This window comes from Erysipelatoclostridium sp. MSK.23.31, assembly GCF_019125875.1.
Lineage (GTDB): Bacteria > Bacillota_I > Bacilli_A > Erysipelotrichales > Coprobacillaceae > Thomasclavelia > Thomasclavelia ramosa.
This window is the reverse complement of record NZ_JAHOCB010000027.1, coordinates 1-22,131: the sequence shown is the minus strand read 5'-3', so window position 1 is coordinate 22,131 and position 22,131 is coordinate 1. Positions and strand designations below refer to the sequence as shown.

General features: G+C 29.1%; 19 protein-coding genes. 2 read left to right on the top strand and 17 right to left on the bottom strand.

Going from position 1 to position 22,131, the window contains the following annotated elements:
- Nucleotides 1–318 precede the first annotated feature (318 nt).
- A complete protein-coding gene (locus KSU54_RS12170; protein ID WP_117792004.1) occupies nucleotides 319–3,684 on the bottom strand; it encodes a family 20 glycosylhydrolase in 3,366 nt (1,121 codons plus the stop codon).
- Between the two features lie 92 nt (nucleotides 3,685–3,776).
- Complete coding sequence (locus KSU54_RS12165) at nucleotides 3,777–7,349, bottom strand: family 20 glycosylhydrolase (RefSeq protein ID WP_117792005.1); 3,573 nt, start codon at nucleotides 7,347–7,349, stop codon at nucleotides 3,777–3,779.
- Nucleotides 7,350–8,742: 1,393 nt separating this feature from the next.
- Between KSU54_RS12165 and KSU54_RS19490 the strand changes: the two genes are divergently transcribed.
- Entirely contained in the window at nucleotides 8,743–8,913 is a 171-nt protein-coding gene (locus tag KSU54_RS19490; RefSeq protein ID WP_081723979.1) for an IS3 family transposase, read from the top strand.
- Between the two features lie 53 nt (nucleotides 8,914–8,966).
- On the opposite strand, the gene KSU54_RS12155 is transcribed toward KSU54_RS19490, so the two are convergent.
- The 8 genes from KSU54_RS12155 to KSU54_RS19480 all read right to left on the bottom strand — a co-directional run bounded on the left by KSU54_RS12155 (nucleotide 8,967) and on the right by KSU54_RS19480 (nucleotide 17,056).
- On the bottom strand, nucleotides 8,967–9,389 hold the full coding sequence (locus KSU54_RS12155) for a hypothetical protein (protein ID WP_009299759.1): 423 nt from the start codon (nucleotides 9,387–9,389) through the stop codon (nucleotides 8,967–8,969).
- Between the two features lie 1,142 nt (nucleotides 9,390–10,531).
- The gene (locus KSU54_RS12150) at nucleotides 10,532–11,848 is read right to left on the bottom strand and encodes a sensor histidine kinase (protein ID WP_008792830.1); all 1,317 of its coding nucleotides are present in this window, start codon (nucleotides 11,846–11,848) and stop codon (nucleotides 10,532–10,534) included.
- Nucleotides 11,845–12,498 (bottom strand): response regulator transcription factor, encoded by a 654-nt coding sequence (locus KSU54_RS12145; protein WP_008792831.1) that lies wholly within the window; start codon nucleotides 12,496–12,498, stop codon nucleotides 11,845–11,847. Before KSU54_RS12145 ends, KSU54_RS12150 begins: the two co-directional genes overlap by 4 nt.
- Nucleotides 12,499–12,595: 97 nt before the next feature.
- Nucleotides 12,596–13,972, bottom strand: a complete 1,377-nt coding sequence (locus KSU54_RS12140) for an ABC transporter permease (protein WP_008792832.1) — start codon at nucleotides 13,970–13,972, stop codon at nucleotides 12,596–12,598.
- The gene (locus KSU54_RS12135) at nucleotides 13,972–14,628 is read right to left on the bottom strand and encodes an ABC transporter ATP-binding protein (RefSeq protein WP_003426165.1); all 657 of its coding nucleotides are present in this window, start codon (nucleotides 14,626–14,628) and stop codon (nucleotides 13,972–13,974) included. The genes KSU54_RS12140 and KSU54_RS12135 overlap by 1 nt, the downstream gene beginning before the upstream one ends.
- A gap of 9 nt (nucleotides 14,629–14,637) precedes the next feature.
- Nucleotides 14,638–15,915 carry an ABC transporter permease gene (locus KSU54_RS12130; RefSeq protein WP_008792833.1) on the bottom strand — a complete coding sequence of 426 codons (1,278 nt, stop codon included), beginning with the start codon at nucleotides 15,913–15,915 and terminating at the stop codon, nucleotides 14,638–14,640.
- A 708-nt stretch (nucleotides 15,916–16,623) separates the two neighbouring features.
- Nucleotides 16,624–16,758: an IS3 family transposase gene (locus tag KSU54_RS19485; RefSeq protein WP_224209116.1), complete on the bottom strand. Its 135-nt coding sequence runs from the start codon at nucleotides 16,756–16,758 to the stop codon at nucleotides 16,624–16,626.
- Between the two features lie 85 nt (nucleotides 16,759–16,843).
- A complete protein-coding gene (locus tag KSU54_RS19480; protein ID WP_368735795.1) occupies nucleotides 16,844–17,056 on the bottom strand; it encodes a DDE-type integrase/transposase/recombinase in 213 nt (70 codons plus the stop codon).
- 358 nt (nucleotides 17,057–17,414) lie between these two features.
- Here KSU54_RS19480 and KSU54_RS18920 point away from each other — a divergent pair, with 358 nt between their 5' ends.
- Nucleotides 17,415–17,645: an IS110 family transposase gene (locus KSU54_RS18920; protein WP_226814614.1), complete on the top strand. Its 231-nt coding sequence runs from the start codon at nucleotides 17,415–17,417 to the stop codon at nucleotides 17,643–17,645.
- Between the two features lie 587 nt (nucleotides 17,646–18,232).
- On the opposite strand, the gene KSU54_RS19300 is transcribed toward KSU54_RS18920, so the two are convergent.
- The 7 genes from KSU54_RS19300 to KSU54_RS12085 all read right to left on the bottom strand — a co-directional run.
- On the bottom strand, nucleotides 18,233–18,313 hold the full coding sequence (locus tag KSU54_RS19300; protein WP_306660072.1) for a cysteine-rich KTR domain-containing protein: 81 nt from the start codon (nucleotides 18,311–18,313) through the stop codon (nucleotides 18,233–18,235).
- 63 nt (nucleotides 18,314–18,376) lie between these two features.
- Entirely contained in the window at nucleotides 18,377–18,547 is a 171-nt protein-coding gene (locus KSU54_RS12110) for a helix-turn-helix domain-containing protein (protein ID WP_224209115.1), read from the bottom strand.
- Nucleotides 18,548–18,600: 53 nt separating this feature from the next.
- Nucleotides 18,601–18,870 carry a hypothetical protein gene (locus KSU54_RS12105; RefSeq protein ID WP_008792835.1) on the bottom strand — a complete coding sequence of 90 codons (270 nt, stop codon included), beginning with the start codon at nucleotides 18,868–18,870 and terminating at the stop codon, nucleotides 18,601–18,603.
- 306 nt (nucleotides 18,871–19,176) lie between these two features.
- On the bottom strand, nucleotides 19,177–19,341 hold the full coding sequence (locus tag KSU54_RS19475; protein WP_368735796.1) for a group II intron reverse transcriptase/maturase: 165 nt from the start codon (nucleotides 19,339–19,341) through the stop codon (nucleotides 19,177–19,179).
- A gap of 757 nt (nucleotides 19,342–20,098) precedes the next feature.
- Complete coding sequence (locus KSU54_RS12095) at nucleotides 20,099–21,241, bottom strand: ArgE/DapE family deacylase (protein WP_009299755.1); 1,143 nt, start codon at nucleotides 21,239–21,241, stop codon at nucleotides 20,099–20,101.
- 335 nt (nucleotides 21,242–21,576) lie between these two features.
- Nucleotides 21,577–21,804 carry a hypothetical protein gene (locus tag KSU54_RS12090; RefSeq protein ID WP_224209083.1) on the bottom strand — a complete coding sequence of 76 codons (228 nt, stop codon included), beginning with the start codon at nucleotides 21,802–21,804 and terminating at the stop codon, nucleotides 21,577–21,579.
- A gap of 142 nt (nucleotides 21,805–21,946) precedes the next feature.
- Nucleotides 21,947–22,131, bottom strand: a 185-nt coding sequence (locus KSU54_RS12085) for a hypothetical protein (RefSeq protein WP_217749035.1), incomplete at its 5' end; no start/stop codon positions are given.

Below are 22,131 nucleotides of genomic sequence, written 5' to 3'. Positions count from 1 at the left end.
CGTGAAGGAGTTAATTCTTCTTTATCAAACACACCCTCGGACTGCTTCAAGCATACGCATATTCAAATTGTTTTACATATTTGTCAATACTGAATTAATTCTACCTCAATTCAATAGTTTTAACTAAAATTAATAATAGCATCTCTTGATTCTACCAGTAAAATAAAACTATTCTCAGATATAATATTAAATCTAAGAATAGTTTAACATCTAAATTTTACTATGTCCTAAAACAGGGTAACTGAGATTAAATCATAGCTATAATGATTATAATTAAGCAAATCCGTGATAAACAATTCGTCACGGATTCAGGTTTAATTAATTTTCTTTTTTCTTCTTTTTAAGTAAAGCAATCCCAGTAGCTGCTACTAGTAAAGTTCCAATAGCCATAAAGTTTGTATTGTCCCCAGTTGCAACACCTGGCTTAGTAGGTTTTACTGGATCCATTGGTTTTTCTGGCTTTGCCGGTTTATCAGGATCGACAGGTTTAACTTCTAATTTATCAATTGCATTATTGATTGCATCAACTGCTGCATTGATTTCTTCTTGAGTAGCATCTTTGTTTTCTAGAACTTTATTACCAGCATCAATTGCATTTTGCAATGCGTTCCATGATTTTTCAGTATACTTGCTTGCATCCAGCTTATTTGCTTTATCAATAACAGTCTCTAATTCACTTGTATCACTAGGAGCTTTAAGACCTTTGATAGCATCATCAAGTGTTTTAAGTGCTTTATCAACTTGTTCTTGAGTAGCATTACTATCTTCATTAACAATGATTGCTTCTAATAAAGCTTTTTCAAATCTTGACCATGATTCAATAGAATAGTTATTATTTTCTATTTCTTTTGCATCATTAATCTTATTTGTTAGTTTTTCTTTGTTTGAGGTAACTGTATCTCTTAATGCATTGATTGCATTACGTAAATTATTAGTTTCTTCAGTTACATCAACTTTTCCTTCAACATAAGATTTTTGAGCAACAATTAATGCATCAATCATTTCATTTACTGAGCCACTAGATTTACCAGTAATATTTAATGTTTCAGCTTCTAAAATCATATCTTTTAAAGTTGAATCTTCAGGTATTTCTTCTAATTCAAACTTAACTTCTGCAATTTGATACCAGTTCCCCTTACCTTCGGTAAGAACAATTCTAACATATTTAGTCAATGTCTTATCAAAAGTAATAGTTTTTTCAAATGCTGAATTATCTAACGTTCCTACTGTTGTCCAATTTTTTCCATCAGTGGAGATTTGCACATCAGCACCATCAATTATATCTTCACCAGCATTGCTTGGTTGAATGATTTGGATAGAACTAATATTTATTGGACGAGTAAATGTGAATTTAACTTCTTTACCAATTTCTTGGTTGCTATTAAACCAACATTTAGTATTAATATTACCATCAATCATATTATTGTAGTTATTAGATTGATAATAAGTATCAGTTGCTGAAATAGTTGGAACTTTAGCATTAGGTTTAACTAATGATTGCTTAGCTGTTTGAATTGCATTATAAGCTTCTTTAGCTTTTTCAACAGTTAATCCTTCACTATTAAGTAATGTTTTTCCTGTAGTTACAGCATTTTTATAAGCTTGATATCCACTTGAATAGTCACTTTCATTTAATGGATATGTAACTTCAACATATAATGAATAATATTCCAATTTTACAGCTTTATTTTTAGCATCTTGTAATGCTCTTAATGCGTTATTAACAGCTAATTGTCCACTTGTTTCGTCAAAATATATTTCTTTTGCCATTGTTAATGCTTTATTATAATCAGCTACAGTTTCATTAATATATTCACTTACTGCTAATGGTTCAAATATTTCTTTTTTTAAATCAGTTTTATCACAATGTAATTGATATTTTAAAGTAATTGTCATATTACCGTTATATTTACCATCTAATGGTAAATCTGATTCAATAAAACTATATCCAAATAATTCTTTTGCTTCAAAATGATACTCACTATCATTTAGACCATAGAATACATCATCTGCAGCAATAGTCTTACCAAAATTATCAATATATTTGATAGTAACTGTTGCTGTATCTTCACCCTGGAACACTTCACCCGGAGCAGGTAAAGCCTCATTGAAGCCTGGAGTTCTTCCCAATTTATCAACAGCAGCTTTAAAAACATCATAGTCTGGTTGATTATCGTTCGCGTTCCACATCTTATAAGCTGTTGCACGTGTGCGATGATAGATTTTATCTTCTACGCTTTGTTCGCTTTCATAATTTGGATCATCACACCAAACTGCGTAAGAACCACCCATTACATATTCTGGATAAGGTTCTTCAAAAGTTTGTGCTGTTCCGGATAAGTTAGAGAATTTACCAGGATGCCATTCATCATAAATACGATCACCTTCTGGTACTGCATTAGTTTGCCACCACCAAGAAAGTACATAGTACATATAAACATCAGAATAGTTGATTACTTTGTTACCATTAGCAACAAAATCCGCTACCGATGCACAGTTTTCAGGAGCTGCCCAGTAACAAACTTCAATGTCACTATCCAATGTATAACCCTCATAATCACCAAATAATAAACCATCATTCCATGCTCTTGGAGTCATTCCGTTATCTTTAACTATCTTAGAAATATCATTAAAATATGTCATAATTTGTCCGTATTGTTCATTACTAAAACTAGAGAATTTAGCTAAGAACTCATCACCGCCAATATTAAAATGTTTACATCCCGCATCACCAAAGAATTCAATAAATTCAGTCATTAAATTTACTAAGAATTCTCTAGCTTCAGGATTTGTAAAGATATTAAAGCATTGATTTCGTCGATCATCGGTTGGGAATAGTTCTCTACAACTGTAATCAGTTGGCAGATATTGTAAAACTGCTCCCAGGTGACCTGGAGAATCTAAAGAAGGCACGATTTCAATATGATAATCATTAGCAACTTGAATAATATCTAAAATATCTTGTTTACTTAATACATCATCATATTTATATTTAAATCCTTCGATTGCATCCAGAGTATCACTTTGAATTCTAAATCCTTCATTTTCAGAAAAATGAAGTTGAACCGCATTATATTTTTGCCAAGATAAATCTTTGATTTGACGAATTATCCATTCTTTAGAGAATGGTTTACGAGCAATGTCTAAATGCATTGAACGTAATTCAACATCTGGATAATCAATAACAGTTCCTTTCTCTAATATTTTATCATTAATCTTTAACATTTGAATTACTGACATTAAACCATAATAAATACCAATTTCATCTTTAGCGGTTACTGTGATTTTATCAGTAATATCTAATTTGTAGCTTTCAGCTTTTCCTTCTAATTCAGCCACATCCTCCATTCTAACAACAATATCATTAACTACTGCATTTTCTTCTTTACCGAATACTATTATTGGGGCTTTGGATAAAACTCCAGCGGCTTCAAAATTTGAACTAGTTAATTTTAAATCTTTTAATAAAATAGTATTATTTAATGTTTTTTCATTTGCTACTACAAAAATTCGACTATTTTCAGCAAGAGTAAAATCTTGCCCCGCTTCTTTAGTATATTGTTGAACATTTGGATAAGTCATTAATGATGTTGATGCATTAGCAACTTTAGCAGTTGCTAAAAATCCAGACATCACAATGGCTATAGAAAGTCCAATTTTAAATAGCTTTTTAATTTTTTTCATATCATTCCACCTCATCAAAGCGCTTACATAAATAAATATATAGAAGGACCGCACTTTTTATGATAATTTACGGTCCATTATCATTAATTAATTTAGTTTTCTTTTTTTAACAAAGCGATAACAGCAGTTGCTGCGATAAGAGTTCCAATAGCCATAAAGTTTGCATTATCACCAGTTGCTACACCTGGTTTAGCAGGTTGGTTTGGTTTAGCAGGTTGGTTTGGTTTAGCAGGTTTTACTGGATCCATTGGCTTTTCAGGTTCAATTGGCTTTTCTGGTTCAACAGGTTTAGCTTCTAATTTATCAATTGCATCATTGATTGCATCAACTGCAGCATCAATTTCTTCTTGAGTAGCATCTTTATTAGCCACTACTTTATTTGCTGCATCCAATGCATCTTGTAATGTCTTCCATGATTCTGAAGTATAATCTTTTTCAACTAAGTCTTTAGCTGCTTCAATAGCTTTTAATAATTCAGTTTTATCTGCTACTATAGGAGCTTTAACTAATGCATTAATAGCCCTATCTAAATCATCGCAGGCCTTATCAACCTGTTCTTGAGTTGCGGTTGTATTTTCCAAAACTTCTAATGCTTTGTTATAAGCAGCTTCTAAATTATTCCATGAATCTACTGTATAATCAGCTTTATTTAATTTTTGTACTTTTTCTATCAGTCCTGATAAATTAGTAATATCAGCTGCATCTTTTAATGCATCGATAGCATTTCTTAAAGTCGTTTCTACAGTTGTAGTATCAGTAGTACCTTTAACATATTCTTTTTGACCAGCAATTAGAGCATCAACCATATTAGATACTAAGATAGGGGCTTTACCATTTATATCTAATGCTTCTGCTTCATTAATCATATCTCTTAAAGTGTTATCTTCTTGTGGTTGTTCATAAGCAAATTTCACTTCAGAAACTTGATACCAGTAGCCTGGTTTAGCCTCAGTTAAGCGGACTCTTACATATTTAACTGCAATTTTTTCAAATGTTGCTGTGTAATCTAAATCATTTTCAGTAATTGATCCAACTTTAGTCCATGTTTCACCATCTAATGAAACTTCGATATCAGCAGCTTTCAATGCATCATCACCTACATTAGAAGGCTGAATAACCTGAACACTTGTCATGTTGACAGCTGTAGGAAAAGTAAATTTAAATTCTTTATCCGCTGCTTGTTCTTGTCCAAACCAGCACTTAGTATTCAAATCGTTATCTAACATTTTTTCATAACTATATTCTTTAGTTGGATACCATTGATTCTTTTCGTAATAGTTATCTGTAGCGGTAATTGTTGGAATGTTTCCATCAGGTTTTACTAAGTTTGATTTAGCAGTTTTAATTGCTTCATAAGCTCCTTTAGCAGTCTCAGCATTTAAAGTATCGCTAGATAATAATACTTTACCAGCATCTACAGCTTGTTTATATGCTTCATATCCACCAACATAATCATCTTGTTTTAGTGGATATGTACTTTGTACATATAATGAATAATATTCTATTTTAACTGCTTTTGCTTTAGCTTCGATAAGTTCATCATATACTTCATCTACTTCTGCCTGTGTTGCATCAGTTTTATCATTAATAGCTTTAGCAGCTATTAATGCTGTTTTATATTCACTAAATGTTTCATTGATATAATCTTTTTCTTTTAATACATTTGTTACTTCGTTATTTAAAGCCGCCTTATCTGTATATAATTCATAAGTGAATATATAAACAGCACCTTCTTTAGTGTAAGTACCAGTAATTGGTGTATTATCAATTACACGGTATCCATAAATAGGATCAGCACTAAATTCAAATTTTTCACCAACTGTTCCGTATTTAATTACTTCATGTTTTAATTCTTGATTATTTTCATCTACGAAACGAATAGTAATTTTTCCTAAATCACCAGCTGTTAAGAATTCTCCAGCATCTGGTAATGTAGATCCTTTTTCAAATCCAGCAACATTACCTAATTTAGCATAATTTTCTTGGAAACCATCAAAATTGATAATTGCGTTACTGCTTGTATTCCATGATTTAGAAGCTAATGCACGTAATTCATCAGCAATATCTTCAGTAATTACATCTTCGCTACATAAATTTGGATTGTCACACCAAATTCCCATTGAAGCACCTTTAATAAAATCAGAATTATCATCTACAGCTGGGTTACCTTGGAATTTTCCAGGTGTCCATTCATTATAGATTTTACGATCTGCATTCAAATTATCAAATGAGTGTTGTTCTCTACCATCAGTAGGTTTATCATTACGTAATACATAATAGAAGAAACTTGCATTGATGTTATAAATTGTATCATGACCTTTATTAATGAATGTTTGTAAATTTGCAATACTTGAATTCCATGACATTTGTGACCAGAAATCAATTCCAATATAGTCATGCATTTTTATTTTTTGTGCACCTTCATAAGAGCTTTCACCGTAATAAACACCATCATTCCAAATTCTTGGTGTAAATCCACGATCATGTACATATTCAGCTAAATCATTAATATATCCGGCAATTACGTCTTTCCAAATATATCCTTGACCATATTTTTCAACTGCATAAGAGTTTAATACACTCTTATATTCTGTAGTGAATGGCGGACGGTCAAACTCCATATACTCATCGCCACCAATATGGAAATCAGTACATCCTTCAAATAAATCCATATATTCATCATATAAACTACGGATATATGCAATGGCTTCAGGATTAGTAACATCTAAACCAGATCTATAATGATTTCCGCTATTATTAACTTGCCCGTATTCAGGATGAGCTTTTAAAATTTGGTCAACATGACCTGGACTATCAAATGATGGAATAACTTTGATACCGTATTTTTTAGCCTCTGCTAAAATTTCTCTAACTTCTACTTTTGTTAAATATTGATCAGAAACGATAGCTGGATCAGTTTCACATTCAATTCTAAATCCCATATTTTCAGAAAAATGAATTTGAAGAGCATTCATTTTCATATAAGACATTTCTCTAATTTGGCGAATAAACCAATCTTTAGAAATGTATTTTCTAGCGCAGTCAACATGTACTCTACGTTCTGCAACATTCGGATAATCCATGATTTCACCGTAAACTAAACCATCATTAGTAATAGCTAAATTTTGGATTGTTCTTAATCCATGCATAACAGCATTTTCACTGGCACCAGTTAAACGAACTCCATCTTCTCCAATTGTGATTTTATATGCTTCTTCGCTATTAGAGTTATTTGTAATTGGATTTGTTTTATCAATATTGATTAAAATATCTCCATAACTAACATCTTTTTCTTGAGCAAAAACCATTGCTAATGGAGATGAAATAATTCCTTTTTCAACAAATTCTGAATTTACTAATTTCACCACTTCTTGCAATCTTACATTTTCGATATTAGTTTGATTTGCTAGAACAGCTAATCGACTATCAGCAGTCATTTTCCAAACTTTATGGCTGTTATCTGCTTTATAAGATTGAAGAACGGGATTTGTTAATGCCTGTAATTGTTGATCAGTAAGGTTTGAAACATGATCGCTAGATGCTGTTGTAACATTATCTTTAGCTAAAACGCCTTGAAAACCTACTGATTGACAAATAATAGCAGCTACCAAAAGTGCCGGTGCAGCTACTTTAAGTAGCCTATTCATTGATACTTTCCCTTTCATTTTCTACTCACTTTAAATTAATAAGTTAATACATATACTAGTTTTTATTAATGTTGCAGATTAGGTAAATCAGATCCTCCATATAAACAAAAAACAGTATGACTAAAATACCTTATCTAAAGGTTTAATTTATGATAATTATTATCAGTTGTTTTATCAATAATACGATATTAGTAAATCATTATAATTTAGTAGAATAGTAACTCTACTGTGTTTGTGAATGTCTATTAGAGCGAGTCCCAAAACTATAAGTAATACCCATTAACATTTCAACATTAATCATTCATTAGTGTTTTATGCGTTATTTAAATACTAATTTAACTCCTTTCTTGATTTTTGTTTTCCCTTTTAAAATACAAATATTTAAAGTTAGCGCTTACATCCCTCCTTACATAATGTATTTGGTTTAAATAAAATTATCATATTCTTTTATAAAAACCTAACACTGCATTCACTTCTACAACAATCATATCATTATAAAAATGTATGTTCAATAGCCTTTTATGCATGTTTTATCACTTTTAGCAAAATATTTAATAATACCTGTATACGTGATGAAAAATACAAATATTTGGATTATATGAGAAATAATCTAAACATTTTTCTATTATACAATGCACTCATCTGGTGAATACGATAAAATATTTTCATCATTTATTTTAGAGAAGCATTTTATTAAGAATATAAAAGTTGAAAATATTACATATAAAAGCGGAAAATTCGCAACAAACATTTTATACTTCATTTAACTATGAGAGCATATAATACTTTACGAATATTGGACAATTCAGCCTATAATGATACATAAAAAAGAAATAAGAGTCATACGGTGGCAAGAAAGCGACTATCAACAGACATTAAAACAATGATAATAACAGCAGCAAAATATGTAAAACATGCAAGATTACAATTTGGCAATAGATACACAAACATAATATATAAAATAGGAATGTGTATAAGAGAAGTAAGTAACTTTGCCTATATCTTTTGAATTTTATGTAATTGTTTTGAACTACACACTTAAACATTAATTATTTACTTTTAACTGACAAATTAAGGTTTTATATTTAACTAATATAATTGGCGTGTGGAGTATATCCTGTATCAACCTACATATTTTCACTATTAAAATATACACATAGGGGGAAAACCACAGTCATCATTTATAGGATATACGTCTAGCCCATTTCACATATTATATAATATCACCAATCTTTAAGACATTTTTATGGCCTGCCATGTACTTCTCTATTTATCAATATTAATAAACCGCTCTACATTTCCCTCAAACTACACTTTTTATTCTTGCATCAATATGATTATAAGCTATTCTCACAAGGTAACACCTTAGGATAATGCTTCTACCAAATCCTTCCGTTCATTACGTTCATTAATTAAAAGGAAATGTTTAAATGGGCAAAAGATATGTGACTATAATCATGTATCTAGATTAGTATTTGAATATATTAATAGTTTTTATAACACTCTAAGAATTCATGAACATTGTGATTACCAATCACCATTAAATTATGAAAAAGAATTCAACGAAATATTAAAAAATTAGGATATCTTTGTCCGAAATTTTGACAGAGTATAATCTCCTTGCCCTTTCTCTCATTAACAAAACAACAGTATACTTCTATTAAACCGGATCGTTTTCAAGTAGAATATTTTCAATTTATTCAGAAATTCCCAAATATCTTCAAAACTATTTAACATCTTATTCTTTAGCTCTATATATGCTTTTTTCATATCATTCCTACCCATTTTCATTAGTACCTTGAGATCTTTTTTTACCACCGATGTATTCTTGATTACTGCTATACAACCATTTTCCTTAATACTACCACTTATTACTTTTCCTCTAAAAAATGAATACTCTCCATAAAATTTAAAAATCAGCTCTATGTCATACCAATAACTTTCCATCTCAATAATACCATCTATCATAAATGTCATCTCATCGCTGTAAACGATATAGTCATATACGTTCTTTCTATCAATTTTTGATAAAATATTACTGAGAGACATATCTATCATGAACACCGCTCCTATGCTACTCCTGTATGTTTCTTCAAGTTTATATTCAAATTTCACCGCTCTCACCGCTATCCTTTCTTCTTTGACACATACTCTATCTCCAGATGATTAATATACTTTTAACTCTACCTCCAGTTTCTTTCACTCTTGGCGTTTTATTTGTCATAACTTATACACTCGATCTATATTTTTACTTATAGATTTTATCAAATTAGACTATCATATAAGTTGTCTCAATCTTCTCATAATCTTTACTTTTCCGCTGATACTGTCCTATCTGATACTGTCCTATAGAGTATATTTCTTATTAAATATACTCTATCTAAATTATTTTTATCGTCATTATTTTTCTCCACAATACATATAGTAACAAAATATACCCCTAAGATATAGAATGTTGAATTGTGGTAAATAAATCCACTGATAAAAAATAATATACCTGCCACTAGATACAAATAGTCACATATTTTTTTCTTAATCACTTTTTTCTCCTAATTCATAAATATTTTTTGTACTAAAAAACATTGACTAATAGTTATTAGCAAATAGTTATCATTAAATTAATCAAACGAACTACATTTGATCTATTAATAATTATCTAATGCTTTAATTAGAAAAAGGAATATAGCTCTAGACAGTTAATACGTAATCAGTCCTACACTATATTCCTTTTAAAAATTCATACAGGTTGTATACATCCATCTAATTTTTTTATACACTAAAATTCGTCTATCTTTCGCATAGTTGCACATATTATTGTTAAAGGTTATCGTATTTTTTTCACTGCACGTCCGCTAGAAGAAACAGCGATATGGAATACCGTCTGTTCTCATAGTGGAACTTCCTGTATTACTTTTGATATTCCGATGAGAAAGCAGTATGTTGTTTTTAGAAATAATAAGACTGTATAGGCCTACACCTTTTGTATAATGGTTTCTACTTTTGCCATATAGAAACGTTTCACACCACCAATAATATATTTTATAATATCCTTTTTACCTATAACAAACACCCCTTCTTTGGTAGATGACACCACTCTACCGATGAAGGGGTGTTTTACACAAATTATTTTACAATCTCGATTAAAAAGTACAATATATCTGTTTAAATCAGTAACATATGGATTGACTTCACAATTTTTATTAAGATATTTTTATTTTAAACACAAAAAAATCTTTATTTTGTAGAGCTTTATATTTTATATTATAATTATTCAAAAGATTGCTTACAATATATAATCCTAAACCATTACTACTTTCCTTATTCAAATCAAATTTGACTTCAAATAATTTAGTTATATCAGAAACTTTATTATCTCTATATGAATTTTCAATATACAACCAGCCTTTATCTAATCCAATATTAATAATTCCATTTACGTCAGTATATTTTATTGCATTGCTAATCAAATTAGATAGAATAATTTTTAAAGCTGTTTTTCCTATATAGACATTCTCGTCTAATATATAATTATTAACAGTTATTTTCTTTTGATTTGCTAATATTTCATACTTTTTTAATACATCTTCTAATGTATCATTTATTTTCAAGTATTCTTCATCATTATTCAAATTTTCTATAGAATGAACTGATAATATTTGAGAAATATTTTTTGTTAAACTATCAACGATTTCAATGCATTCGTTAATATAAATATCTCTTTCTTTATATTTTCCAATATTATATTTCATGTTTTCCAGTATTATTTTAAGACTAGCAAGAGGAGTTTTAAGTTCATGGGATGCACCTTTAAAAAAGTCATATTTTAACTTTTCTAATTTTAAAATTTCTTTATTTTTAAATTCCAAATCGTCAATTGTTCTTAATAAAGTAGAATACAAATCATTAATTTGTTGTTTTAATTCTCCAACTTCATCATTAGAGCTAACTTTTAAACGCATTTTTTTATCAAGTTTCATCATTTTATCAGTAACAATTTTTATTTCTTGTATATTATTTTTTATTAATTTTGCATAAATTAAAGAAATAATAGCAGAAAATAAAATTGATATTAATAAAGAATATGGTAAAAATTTAAGGCTTAAATCTTTCGCATCTTTTTGCATATCAGCTGTAGAAACAAATTGTAGATGTGTTTTTTTACCATCATTAAGCTTTATTTCTCTTTCTTCAATTATCAAAGAATTACTATTGCTTTCTAAATTAAAATTTATATTATCTTTGATTTGTAATTCATTATTATTATTTTTTTCTTTTATAAATGCCTTTATTTCACTACTCTTAGAATAAAGATCCAGCGTTTGTTCTATATATTTTATTTCTTTTCCATTCATATTACTGGAAATTTCATTTGCCTTATTATGAATCTCTTCTTTTCTGGTTTCCAAATATGTTTTAGGAAAAATAAAAAAAACTAATGAATGAACTAATATAATTATTATTCCAAGAACAGAAAATATTTGTATGAACATTTTGGGAAATATCTTTAATTTTTTCATTTTCTCTCCAATTTATATCCTACATTTCTTATAGTAGTTATACAGTCTAATTGTAATTTTTTTCTAAGTTCTTTTATATATACATCTATTACTCGATCATAAGGAATTTCTTCGCTATCTTTCCATACATAATCAATAATTTGCATTCTTGTTAACACTTGTCCATTATTATCCAATAAACATTTTAATACTTCTAGTTCTTTTGCATTTACATCTATTTCTTCACCATTTATTTTAGCTGTATAGCTATTAAAATTAACTGATAGCTCCTTATATTCAAACTTCTCTAAATGTCCATAATTCTTCTTAATTAAAGAGTCTATTCTAGCCTTTAATACTGGCAATGAAAATGGCTTTTCTACATACCCGTCTACTAAATTAGTAAATGCGTCAATTTTATATTCTTCATCACTAAATGCAGTCAAGATTAGAATTGGTAAATTGCTTTTCTTTCTAATTTCTTTCAACACTTCTAAACCATTTATAAAAGGTATCTGAATGTCTAAGATAACCAAATTTATATTGCTATTAAATTTTGACAAGGCTTCTCTTCCATCTTTAGCTTGAATAACAGTATATCCAAATTCTGAAAGATATTCACTTATTCCCTCTCTTATCATATTATCATCTTCAACAGTTAATATTTTCATATATACCTCCACTTAAGCCTATACACTTATATTATACAGCATATTATTTGATATTTAAAAGTCAAAAAACTTTCGGTGCTAGAAAGCACCGAAAATTTTAATTATTGTCAATTAATAATTCTTTTGGATCCCTTCTTAATATATTGAATGAAGAAATAATCAATGATACAAGAAGCACTAAACTCATAAATATAACTACATAAATTATGAATTTAGGTAATACATTTATATCTAAACTTGATAATGTCTTGTTAAATCCTTCAGCTTCTGCCCCACCACCTAATTGGCTAGATGCAGATTGTCTAGCTATTTGTTTAGCTATATCACCAGTAACCTTATTCAATATATTATTCCCAAGCTTATCAGCTGTATATTGAGCTAAAAAATAAGAACCAACGAATGCGGGGATTGATATAAATACCATCTCAATTAGGAATTGACCAAAAATTTCTAATTTTGATATACCTAATGATAGTAATACTGCTATTTCTTTCTTTCTAGCATTCATCCATAAGAATAATAATAATGAAACTACAACTCCTGCAAATATTAATGAGCCAACAAATAATTTATTTGAAATTGAGTAGATACCTGATATAGATTGTTGTAATGCAGGGTAATTTGATGAACTTTTAATCAAATTATATTCTCTCCAATTTATATCTAATTTCCCAAGATCTTTTATTACACTATCAAGATTCTTATCACCTTTTACAAAGAATGTTGCATCTTGGTATACAGCTGTATCTTCTGTATTACCATAAACTTTAGCAGCTGTATGAACATCAGTGATTAATGTATTTTCGTATAGTTCTTGTGCTGCACTTACTCCACCGCTATTATGCCCATCGAATAGACCTTTAATTTCTACTTCTACTGTTTCATCTGCACCTTTCTCATTATCAGCATCAAACAAATTAGATTTTATTTTTATCTTATCTCCAACTTTAAGATTATTTTTTTCAGCTAAATCTTTATGCATTAAGATTTTATTTTTATCTTCATTTTCTAAATGCTTTCCTTCTACTAATTTATATGCTTCTGATACAAATTTTGTTTCTTTTGATGAATCGTTAACCCCAGTTATCATAACTGTTCTTTTAAAATTCTTCGCTCTTTCAGGTGATTGATTCGCAAGAGTCTCTTGAGTTTCAATAATATCATAATCAACTAAATCTGCAACACTGTTTATTCTTTTTACATAGGAGTCTATACTATCTGTTTGAGATATCTTTTTAATATCTTCACCTTTTACATTTCCCCCACCTCTAGGTGTTCCTGGATTTACTTGTCTATTTATCTCCATAGAAAAACTATTTGTTATATTAGCAAATGTTTCTTTTGAAGCTCTGTCCGTAGCATCTTTAATAGATAAACTAATGAGACTTAAAGTTGACATAGATAAAATAACTAATATAATAATTAATGATTTTAAGCTTTTTCTAGTTACATAAGCAAATGCATTTTTTATCATTATTCAACCTCCAAATTCATTTTATTTACTTTTTTCAACTTTTTACCACTTAGTTCTAAAATGATATCCGCAGAATCTGCTACTTCCTTACTATGTGTTACAACTATTACACATTTATTTCTATCTTTAGCTAATGTCTTTAATATATTAATTATTTCTCCAGCAGTAACACTGTCTAGATTACCAGTAGGCTCATCAGCTAGTATTATTGGAGCATCTGATACCAATGCTCTAGCAATAGCTACTCTTTGTTGCTGTCCACCAGATAATTTCATAACATTTCTTTTTATTTGTTTTTTATCTAAACCTAGTTCAAACAAGATACTTTCATCTGCTGATTTATTTACTAATCTAATATTTTCAATTGGTGATAAATAATCTATTAAATTATAGTTTTGAAATACTAAAGATATATTATTTTTTCTATGATTACTATATCCTTTCTTTTGTATATCTTCATTCTTAAACAATATTTTTCCTGTTTGAGGTTTATCAAGTCCAGCAAGTAAGGAGAGAAGTGTAGATTTTCCTGTTCCTGACTTTCCTACTATCGCATAAAACTTCCCAAGTTCAAATTTTTGATTTACTCCTGACAAAACTTTTTCTTTAGAATTTGCATAACTATATGCTACATTCTTTATTTCTAATATATCCATTATTTTCTCCTAACTTATTTTTGATAATATTTCTTTAGGCTTCTTGATTAATATTAATGAAGAAGCAAATACAACTGATAAAACAATAATACTTATTAATATTAAATAACTTTGTCCAAGTGTTGTTATATTTAACATAAAACTACTATTATTTATTAAACTTCCACCGGAAATCATTGAGTCCTCTGAGTTAATGAATCCATCTACAATTACTTTTAGTAATACATTTCCTAAAAATAAGGAAGATATTATACTTGGTATCGATATGAATATTAACTCGAATATAAATTGCATTATAATTTGTATCTTAGATGTTCCAATAGATAAAAATATACCTATTTCATAAATTCTTTCTCTTAACCATAGAATCAAGATTAATGAAAGAACAACCATCCCACCTAACATAATAGAATAAGTCATTATTTTTATTATATGTTTTATTCCACTCACTGACTCTAAAGACTCTTCAAACGCATTAGAATCTTTTTCAACAAAATACTTTGACTCATCAATTTTAAGCTCTTTCAATTTGTTTAAGGCTAAGTCTGTAGATTCTGCACTACCAGAATACATTAAAATTTTATTTGCGATTTTATTATTTTCTGATTTATTTAATATCTCTTGGCTTGTTGAATAATCTACAAACACCATATTTTCACTAAAATCAGAAGATAATCCTGTATATGTTTCCTGTTTTTTACCAGAAAAGATTCCTATAATTTTAAATTTATGACTTTTTATTTTTCCACTTTTTTCAATATCTAGTAATTCAAGATCAACTTCATCACCTAATTTTAGATTGTTTTGTTTAGCAAATTCTTCATGAACAATAATTGAATTCTTATCATTTTCTTCTATATTTTTACCTTCTTTAATTGTAAATACCCCACTACTAAATAAAATATTTCTTTTAGTATTATTTGTAGCTTCGAGTGAAACAACATTCTTAAACTCGTCAGATAAATCTTCTCTATTTATTCTTTGTTCTCCGCTAACTACTTTAGCATCTTTTAGTTTTGCTAATCCATCATATTGAATTATTTTTTCTTCAATTTCTTTTAATTTTTCAATATCTTTAAATTGATTAACATTAAAATATTTACCATCTTTTTTTGTTATTGATATTGAAGAATTAGAACTTTCATATAAAGCCTTTTCTATTTCATTGCTTGATTTCATTATTGTTAAACAAGAATACAAGCAAGAAAGAACTATAGTTAATATGATAAAAATTATTAAAGTTCTATTTCTCTTTCTTGTAATATATGCTATAGCATTTTTTTTCATCTTTTTACGCCCCCTCTATTTTTCACTCCACAAAATAAGTATTCCCACATTAGCGCAATTAACATACTTCCTTTATAATACTATAAAATGAATAAAGATCCTCTCAGAAGAAAATCACACTTAAAAAATTCTGTATATTCCTATCGAAAGCAATAAATAACGGAAATATCAAAATCATTACCTTTCAATGGTGCAAAATACCTATATCTCTCTCATACTTCTATTTTAGCGACATAAGAGGTATTTCTTAAAATCTCAACTAGATAAATAAGTTCGCAGGAGCACGAACCCCTCTATTCTAACATGTTAACAAGGAATAAAAATAGTAATATTACACATCTTAACCTCTTCAAATACTTTTTTCTTTGAAAACGGAATCTCGCGTAGTAAATCTTAAACTAACTTCTATTGAACAAAATTCTTTTACGCCTGAGTACAAACAACAATCCATATTCAGAACACAAGTTTTTTTCAAATTCCCATCATAATTTTTCCTCCTTTATTTATTACACAACAGTTATCCATAACCGCTTCATAAAATATATTACACACTTTTTATGAATCACTGATGAAATATCCATTTTTAATTTTATATTTTCTTCAGCTATCATAATCATTCCTTTGTAGCAACCGCAGCTAATTACTAAAAAGCGGTGCACGGCGTGATTGAAGCGAACTCTAATTGTTGGACACTAACTTAACTTGTTTTTAGATAGTTAATAAGGATTGATTCCTGTATTGTACAGGAATCAATCCTTTTAATTTTGTTGTGATTCTCTTTGTATTATAATATTCGACATATTCTTCCATCGTAATCTTTAAATCACCTAATGTTTCAAAAATATGTTATTGGCGAGCTATCTAAACAGTTGCCTTTTCTTGACGTCGACTGCTTTATTCTTTTATCATTTAACTTCTTTTTGTAGTTCTACATCTGATACTGCCATCTTTGATTTGAATGTATAATCATCACTTCAAGATTACCATACTTTGAAAATGCCTCATCCAGCATATTTGTAATTTGGACAAAGCTTGGCGAAGCTGAGATATCAGACAATATCTTTCTATTATGCAGATCTAAAATAGGTGATAGATATAGTTTACCTGCTGCTATATAAAATTCTGATATATCAGTTGGCAATTTTTGATTACATTCTGATGTTATGAAATTTCGTTTTTGACACGTTTATGATTTATACTTGATTTTATCGTAATACCCTATCTTCTTTATTTGCTGCTTTTCTTGTGTAGTAACAGGAAGATTTTTCTTTGCCTACTTTTGCCCTTGTCTAGCGCTTCTAATTATTTATCACTTGTAGACTGCTCTTAGATCTTTACAAAATTCTTTTCTATTTTTATAACTCAATAATTTACATGCAATCCGAATTAGATGAATTCTAACTTATATTATTTAATTATTTAATATCTCCGGTATTTAAATAATATACATTGATAAATAAAAGAAAAAGTTCAAAACCGGTTATTCTAAGCCTTCTCAAATTATTAAATCTGCAGGTATAACCCTATATCACTATGAATCGAGTCAGTTTAATGCACAGTACACAGCCATAACCAAGAAGGGTTTTAAATATCTTAGAAAAACGTTGTATCAAATCATACTGCCTGTCATCAATAATAATCCCTGTATTCACTCAATACTACCAATTAAAGATTTTCCGAAGAAAAGGACACCGCAGTACTCAAGGTTACTGCATAAGAAAGCTACTTAGCATCATTTATCATCTGCTAGAAATAGGTCAATCATTTGACCCTGCCTTATTGAGATAGGGCAACTTTTTAAAAATTCAATTTTAAAAGTTCTTTTCAGCATGCCTGTATTTAATCCAATATTCACATTTTCAAAAATCTAGTTTCAACTAACTATAAAATCTAATTGTTTTACATTTTCAAACTTTTTCATAAAAACTACTTGAATTTTATATAGTTAACTCCTTTTTTATGCAGCAGACAATTCAAAAACAATTATTATACTTTCACAATTAAGGGAATATCACTTTTTCCTCTAGCAGACGTGCAGTGGAAAAAGACAATAACCTTTAACAACAATATGTGCAACTACACGAGGGCAGAACGGAAAAGAGGGATGAACAAAATACTTTTTAGTTGCATTTCTTAAGGGCTTATTTGTTGATCTGCTTTGCAGAAAACAAATAAAAGCCAACAATCTATAAGTTACAATAGCCTACAAATTATCGGCTCTGCGTCTTAGCAATTAGCGCTTTGATAATAATTACTTTTCCCTGCTTTATATTGATTAAAGTTTCCTTTTTTCACTTCGGACAGAACAAGGGGAAATTTACCAGTTCCTATCTTCTCGTATTCTTGTCCGTATCTTATTACTACAAAATGGACATAATACCCATGACTGCTTATCCATAGAACCACCTCTTATTCTTTTAAGAAATTTAATTTCTGCTTTAACAACAATCAAAAATATAGTTTACTTATTATGAACGAGTTTCTGTAATACCGTTTTCTCCTCATTGTTAATTTCCAAACATTGATATAATAAATCTAGCGATGCTTCATCAGATATACTTTTCTCTAACTCCCATTTTGAAATAGTCTGTCTGGTAACATACACAGAGTCTGCTAATTGTTGTTGAGTCATTCCTTTTTTATTCTTGCCTCTTTTATTATTTTTGAAATTTCCATGTTCCGCCATTATCTGTTTTTAGTATCTAAAACATTTCCAATGGCGACAGCTATACACATTAACAAAAAACTCAAATTCCATTCCTGCTCAACTATCAACAGATATATACACATCAAAGAAAAGGCAACAATAGTAATCCATGTAAAAACTTTTGGATAACGTTTTGATATTTTTATAATTAATATTACAACAGGAACAAGAAACATTCCAGCTAAGCCAAACAGAGCAAAGGAAAGCACAAAAAAGATATATCCCTTATTTTTTAGTTTGATTTCCATAGCAAAACCTCCTTTATTTATGCTATTATTTTAGGAAATTTGCTTATTAAAATCAAGCAACGATTACTAGAAATCACGCAACACCTAAATCGTCATTCTATACAGAGCATAACAATTACAATAATGCAAGTGTCATTTTTAAGAAATATTGTCAATACACTTCTTTATAATTTTATTTTTGCCTTTTTAGTGATCTTGTAAATGTATTCTTCTGGCGTAGGGCGTTTGTTTCCAAAATACTTTTAGAAGTTTACCTGCACAGTCTTTATACATAGTACTAATTTTAAAAATTTTGGAATGGTGCTTTCATGCTAGTGTTTTCAAACAGCTATATTCCACAAGACAATTGAGATAGATTAGCTTGTTAAAATTGCTTGCCAATTCATAGTAATTACAGATATCTCTTAATTCTGCATTATAGATAGTCACTATTTCCAAATCTGTTCTGTTAAGCAATTGTGATCGGTGTATAGGCTCTAATTTCCCATTGTCTGATCTCTGCTTTATAATTCCATTTGTTGAGAAATTTCTCTATCTTATCTTTGAATGAAATACTCAATTCTACCTTGTTGTTCATAGAATAGGTTTTGAATTTTTCTTTTGGTTTAATCTGCTGGTCACAGCGTACTCTGACATTATATCCGAGAAAACGAGCAAAAGTATTACTATGTGTAATCAGAGTTTTTTCTTTACTAAATTCCATCTCTAGTGTGATACTTATAAATTATGTAAGTTCTTGCTTAATTTTCTCACAATCCTGTCGATTACCATTTCAGATTACCTCATTTCTTGTTTTTTTCATATAATAATTTTCTTAAAAACTGTCCAATTTAGTGTATTTTATCCAACTCTATCTCTCATATATAAAGAATTGACAGAAAATATGATAAAAAGCTATTCAAAAAAGCTACCTGCGAAATAATGCATGTATAGAAACATTTCATGCATCAATAAAACGTGAGTGGATAAACAGATTTAAAATCCAGGGTTATGAAAACTAATATTTGAATAGTTGGAAAAATTTTTAAACACAATGAGAATACGTTCGCATTGTGAATATATGTTGCCGGACCAATTTGAGAAAAAATATAAAATATTAGATTAGACTTACTAAATTCTTGTATTTAAATTGTCCGAAATCTTGACATAGTACCAGTGCTTCATACACTGTACAATACCTAATCAGCGAAAAAATCTAATTACTATTTTTCTCTATAAAGTTCATCAATTATTCATCACTTAAGTAGGTAGTAATTATCTTTTTATAGATGTCAATTTGTTCAAAATAATTACTAATTTCCACATATTCATTGATTTGGTGAGGAACTGTAGTAACACCAGGTCCAAAAACCACTATATCAAATTGTTTCTGTGACTTTATAAACTCTGCAGCATCTGTAGTAGCAGGGCCTCCTAAAACTGGCAATGGTGTATCAAACTGTTTTTGAATAGCTTGAATCAATGTGGAGTTTTTGTTGGCTTCAACGGGAATTTTGTTGTAATTAATAGTTAACTCCAATGGAAATAAATTATCTTGATTTAATTGTGCAACTGTTTCCTTTAATAGAGCAATCACTTTACCATTATCAAATTCTGGTATAGTCCGTATATTTCCTTGTGCAATAGCCTTATTTGGAATACTATTTATTTGGGTTCCACCGTGAATAATTGTGACATTATGTATTGTTTTTCCCAATTCTTCATTGATATAATCGTTTGATATCTTGTCCATTTTTTGATTGAATACCATAATGCAATCATTTAAACATCTAATAGCATTATATCCCTCCTGTGGCATTGAACTATGTGCTTCTTTACCATTAGACACTACCGTATAGTTAATAGATCCTTTATGAGCATAGCCTAAAACATATCCAGTAGGTTCCCCAATAATAAGTGCATCCAAATCATCTGTATAACCTTCTTTTGTCAATTGTTCAGCTCCTAGTTCTCCAACCTCTTCCCCAACAGTCGCCAACAATTTGATTGTCCCATTAAATGGACATCCTTCTTCTTTTAATTCAATCATAGCAATGACCATCGCCATTAATCCGGCCTTCATATCTGTCGATCCGCGTCCATAGAGACGATTACCTTCAATATGCGCCTCAAAAGGTGGATAATTCCACATGCTTTCATTTCCAGCAGACACAACATCCATATGCCCAGAAAGCCCTAAGACTTTGCCGTGCCCTGTAGAAATAGTTACAACCAAGTTATCTCGTCCTGGACAATAAGGCACTCTTTCACTTTCAATACTGTAATCTATAAATAGTTTAGAAAGATAGGATGCTACTTCTGCTTCTTTCCCGTTTACTGATGGAATTCGAATAACATCTTGTAATACTTGAATTTTTTTTTGATCATTCATATCTTATACCTCCAATATCATTATAATCTGCTACTATTAGTTTAGCTCAGAATTTAGAATAATAAACTAGTATAAATGAAAAACGATTAAAAAGATGCATAAGCCAACATCATTATTCAAATCTTTTATTTCATTTTTATAATTAAAGAGTTCTTTTAGCCAATTACTGTAACTTCATACACTAATTTTAATAAAAAAGTAATGATTTAACATTTTTTAATTTGGATTATATTAGCTAACTCGTCATCATCAAATTTTATACAAAATTCTTTTTCAAACAGTTGTAAATTTTCTTTGAAATCATTATATAAAGGCTTGTTTCATTTCTTATTGATTTATTCTCTTTTCTTTGGCAAAATTTTCTTTAATAACTGAAGGTCAAAACCTTCCAACTGTTCTTCCAAGTAAGCATATATCGCATCATAATTTACTGACATGACAGATTCTACAGTTTCTAAAGATAACAAAATATCTAGTTTATCTGATGAAATATCAAATAGTTTTGAAATTGGAATGTATGGTATACCATATAATTCTTGATTATAAATCCCTACCTCACACACAATCCTTTGTTTTTTTGTATTTGATTTACTTTTCTTAGCAAGTATTCATGATCAGAAATCACTAATAGAATTATATCCGTATTTTCTAAATACGAATGTGACTCAATATAATTTTTTATTTGAATAGCCGCACTCTCTCCAGTTATACGCAAACTAATGATTGCTTAAGAATTCTCTTGTTTTTGATACTATTGCTGAATTTCCGAATATATTTGTTGATAAGAATCAATCTCTTCAAAGAATCGTGACAGCCCACTTTTCGAGAACAGTCTAATGCGATAAGGGTAGCTGGGATACAAACATATTTAATGTTTATTCCAGTTTCAA